Consider the following 3,186-nt stretch of genomic DNA (forward strand, 5'->3'; position numbering starts at 1 on the left):
TTGGTGATTTTAAATTTTTGTTTTGCCATGGGAGCCTGATGTTGCAACGAACGTATCGATCAGATCTGCCAATCTCCTAAAAGTTCGATTTATTCAACAAAGCCGCTCCCGTCCCGACAGTTTACCATCGTGGTTCTGAGCCATCTTACGGATCAGCGCCTGATAATAATTGAACACCTGTTTCTCGCGGATACAACGCTCCGGCCGCACCCATTCTGAAAGATGGTTAAACGCCGATTTCATCCAGTTCTCATGCAGGGATTTCTCCATACTGGTTGTAGCTGACTGCTCACACGCCGAGAATCCCCGATTTGTCAGATCATACTGGCCGATATCCACATCTACATCGTCACCGCTGAGCCAGGCACCCTGTCCGACATGCTCTTCAATTAATCACCGGGGTCTGATGGCAAACCAGCCGCTTCAATTTCACAACGCTGGTTTTCTGTTGTCTGTTCAAGGGTGGATATGCACCATTATTGGTAGTGCTGGCAACATGGGGTTCTGAGCCTACGTTGCTCATGCATTTGATTTACAGTTAATGTGATTCAGGGGCAATGGAATGCAAGCAGGAGAAGATAAATGCGAGCACGGTTGCACTTAATGCGAGCAGATAGCGATTTTCATTTGCAGTTAACCTGAGCAGGAAAACGGGACAAATGCGATTTGGGGGGATTTGAAATGCGATTCACTACAGGTAAAGGACCGGACAGAACCCGGATACAGGTTTCAGTGCTGTCGCTGTAACGGTGGCGGCTTAATCCCGCTGGGCGCTGTCCGTCAGCAGGGGTGAGGCAACGCTGTACTGTGATACCGTTATCAGAAATGTGACACCGTCACTGTAGCACCTGTTATTACGTAAGCTTTACGTGTCCGGCTGTAAAAATGACGCTCTCCGGAATTCAGTCGCCGGATATATTATCGAATATGCTGTTTTCCAGTGAAGCGGAGAAGGAATATGATGAATACCACATATAGTGGTAATATTAACGTGATGGAACTGTATATTGATTATCCACCAATATAGTGGTAGTAGTAAAAGGCTGCTCAGGCGGCTTTTACAAACGGGAAGGTTTGAGAAGATTTTTGAAATATACGAAACCAGTGGCTATCTGCTCAGATGACGCTTCCCCAACTATCGCAATTTCGTTCCACATATCCAGTATGGCTTGACCCTGCGTGTGAAACGTTGCGTAGTCATAGGGTTGTTCTGCCTGTTCTTTCATTATTTAGTCGGTTAAGAAGACGCTTTTCTGTAATTTATTTCAATTCAAAGTAGCTGATATTTAACTTTTTACTATCGCTCATTTTTTACCTCATTCGTTCACTGGCAAGTTTATAAACATCACTACGTTCACGTTTCCCAACAGCAACAACAGCAATAATTAATAGATCGTCAATTACCTGATAGACCAGACGAAAGCCAGACGCCCGTAGTTTAATTTTGTAGCAGTCCTTTATCCCGCGTAATTTTGCAGAAGGAATATGAGGATTTTCAATGCACTTCTTTAGCTTCTTGGCAAATTGTTGCTGAATTGCCTTGTCAAGTTTGTTCCATTCTTTCAGCGCATCATCTCTGAATTTGACCGTATAAGTCATAAATAGCTATCCAGATCCACGTCGTTCAGGGGCTGATTACTGCGCTCGGCTACCAACTTTACAAGCTCCTGATCATCCAGTGCATCAAGCATCTTTTCGTACAGATCTGCCGGAACACAGTAAAAAGCAGGCTGGTTGCGGTTCAGAATAGCAACCGGATAACCATCACCGGCGCTGACAGTGGCCATTGGGTTTTTCTTGAGTTCGCTGACACTGGCGCTAGTGTCACTGAGAATGATGTTGGGCATAGACCACCTTTAGAGACTGTTTAATCAGTCTCTAAATCTACGCCATAAAAGACCTATTAACAAGTCTTTTGCCGCTATTTTCAACCGGACTGAATCACCTGAATGTCCAGCGTCGTGCGGAGGAATTAAAGCGGATCCGGAATCATCCCGCTGGTAGATACTGTCAGTGAAGAGTGATAATCATAAACTATATTTATGTGTCTGAGGTTGCGGATTCTCCGACGAATGTCCCCCGTAGCCTGGCAGCATATCTTTCTGAATGGCCATTACACCTTTATCAGTGAAGGGAAAGAACTCGATCTGGACACCATGATTGTGGGACTGACGTTGTCATAAGCCGTATGGCAAGCCCGCAAAATTTTGGCGGCTTCCCGCTTACAACCCCTATTACCTGCGGATCGGTCGCCGTGATGTGTCCGTGAGAAAGCTGGCATATCTGGCGCTGTTCGCGGTGCTGCTGATTTTGTTCATCGCTAACAAGCCAGAAGTATTATTACCCGTTACGCAATAGAGCGCTTTTATTGGTGTCTTTAAAGGTGTTACAATTAATCTTATTTGATTGATGAGTGGATAATTTATGACGTATCAGATTCTCACCAGCACCGCGGCAAGCATTACCGATTTGAAGCGTAACCCTATGGGAACCGTGGCAGAGGGCGAAGGGAATGCGGTTGCGATTCTGAACCGTAATGAACCTGCGTTCTACTGCGTACCGCCGGAGCTTTACGCCTATTATCGCGAGCTTGCGGAAGATGCCGAGCTAAACGCTATTGCAGATGAACGCATGAAAAACCCGGACGTCGTGAGCGTGTCTCTCGATGACCTATAAACTCGACTTTGATCGCAGGGCGCTCAAAGAGTGGAAGAAACTGGGGCATCCAGTCCGGGAGCAGTTCAAGAAAAAGCTTGCTGAACGGCTGGAAAATCCCCACGTTCCGGCGTCGCGTCTGAGCGGGAGAACTAACCGCTACAAAATCAAACTGAAATCATCGGGCTATCGGCTCGTGTACGAGGTTTGCGACGACCGGATTGTGCTGCTTGTGATTGCGGTCGGGAAGCGTTCCGGGGATGACGTTTACGACCAGGCGAACAGCCGACAATGATTTAAATTAACTGACGCGGCCTGCCGGAGCTTGGACCCTCCGACCGACCGCTAACCACCACAACCTGATAAGGAGGCTGTAATGGCTGATGCGAAGACTACCACATTCGAACTGCGCTATGATCTTGAGGATGTCGCAATCAAGCTGGAATACACCCAGGCAATGGCGGCACTGGTTGCCAGTCAGAAAGACCACGCTTCACTTCCCCCCCACCAACTGTTCTGGTCAATTTAAAC

General features: G+C 47.1%; 6 protein-coding genes. 3 read left to right on the plus strand and 3 right to left on the minus strand.

The genetic code is table 11. From position 1 onward, the window contains the following. Window positions 1-93: 93 nt before the first annotated feature. The 3 genes from FEK66_RS25005 to FEK66_RS25015 form a co-directional block, all read right to left on the minus strand. Complete coding sequence (locus tag FEK66_RS25005) at window positions 94-339, minus strand: hypothetical protein (RefSeq protein WP_171023584.1); 246 nt, start codon at window positions 337-339, stop codon at window positions 94-96. 972 nt (window positions 340-1,311) lie between these two features. Next, a complete protein-coding gene (locus FEK66_RS25010) occupies window positions 1,312-1,599 on the minus strand; it encodes a type II toxin-antitoxin system RelE/ParE family toxin (RefSeq protein ID WP_135495639.1) in 288 nt (95 codons plus the stop codon). Further along, window positions 1,596-1,847 carry a type II toxin-antitoxin system Phd/YefM family antitoxin gene (locus FEK66_RS25015; protein WP_135495638.1) on the minus strand — a complete coding sequence of 84 codons (252 nt, stop codon included), beginning with the start codon at window positions 1,845-1,847 and terminating at the stop codon, window positions 1,596-1,598. Before FEK66_RS25015 ends, FEK66_RS25010 begins: the two co-directional genes overlap by 4 nt. A 577-nt stretch (window positions 1,848-2,424) precedes the next feature. On the opposite strand from FEK66_RS25015, the gene FEK66_RS25020 reads away from it, so the two are divergent. The 3 genes from FEK66_RS25020 to FEK66_RS25780 all read left to right on the plus strand — a co-directional run bounded on the left by FEK66_RS25020 (window position 2,425) and on the right by FEK66_RS25780 (window position 3,184). Next, entirely contained in the window at window positions 2,425-2,676 is a 252-nt protein-coding gene (locus tag FEK66_RS25020; protein WP_135495637.1) for a plasmid stabilization protein, read from the plus strand. After that, window positions 2,666-2,950 (plus strand): type II toxin-antitoxin system RelE/ParE family toxin, encoded by a 285-nt coding sequence (locus tag FEK66_RS25025; protein ID WP_135495636.1) that lies wholly within the window; start codon window positions 2,666-2,668, stop codon window positions 2,948-2,950. The genes FEK66_RS25020 and FEK66_RS25025 overlap by 11 nt, the downstream gene beginning before the upstream one ends. 81 nt (window positions 2,951-3,031) lie before the next feature. After that, entirely contained in the window at window positions 3,032-3,184 is a 153-nt protein-coding gene (locus FEK66_RS25780; protein ID WP_167854288.1) for a hypothetical protein, read from the plus strand. The last annotated feature ends 2 nt before the right edge of the window (window positions 3,185-3,186 follow it).

It is taken from the genome of Escherichia sp. E1130 (genome assembly GCF_005781065.1).
Lineage (GTDB): Bacteria > Pseudomonadota > Gammaproteobacteria > Enterobacterales > Enterobacteriaceae > Escherichia.

Bases quoted from the DNA above. Each gene is read 5' to 3' on its own strand.
- FEK66_RS25010 (WP_135495639.1), bottom strand. From the start codon at position 1,599: ATGACTTATACGGTCAAATTCAGAGATGATGCGCTGAAAGAATGGAAC.
- FEK66_RS25015 (WP_135495638.1), bottom strand. From the start codon at position 1,847: ATGCCCAACATCATTCTCAGTGACACTAGCGCCAGTGTCAGCGAACTC.
- FEK66_RS25020 (WP_135495637.1), top strand. From the start codon at position 2,425: ATGACGTATCAGATTCTCACCAGCACCGCGGCAAGCATTACCGATTTG.
- FEK66_RS25025 (WP_135495636.1), top strand. From the start codon at position 2,666: ATGACCTATAAACTCGACTTTGATCGCAGGGCGCTCAAAGAGTGGAAG.
- FEK66_RS25780 (WP_167854288.1), top strand. From the start codon at position 3,032: ATGGCTGATGCGAAGACTACCACATTCGAACTGCGCTATGATCTTGAG.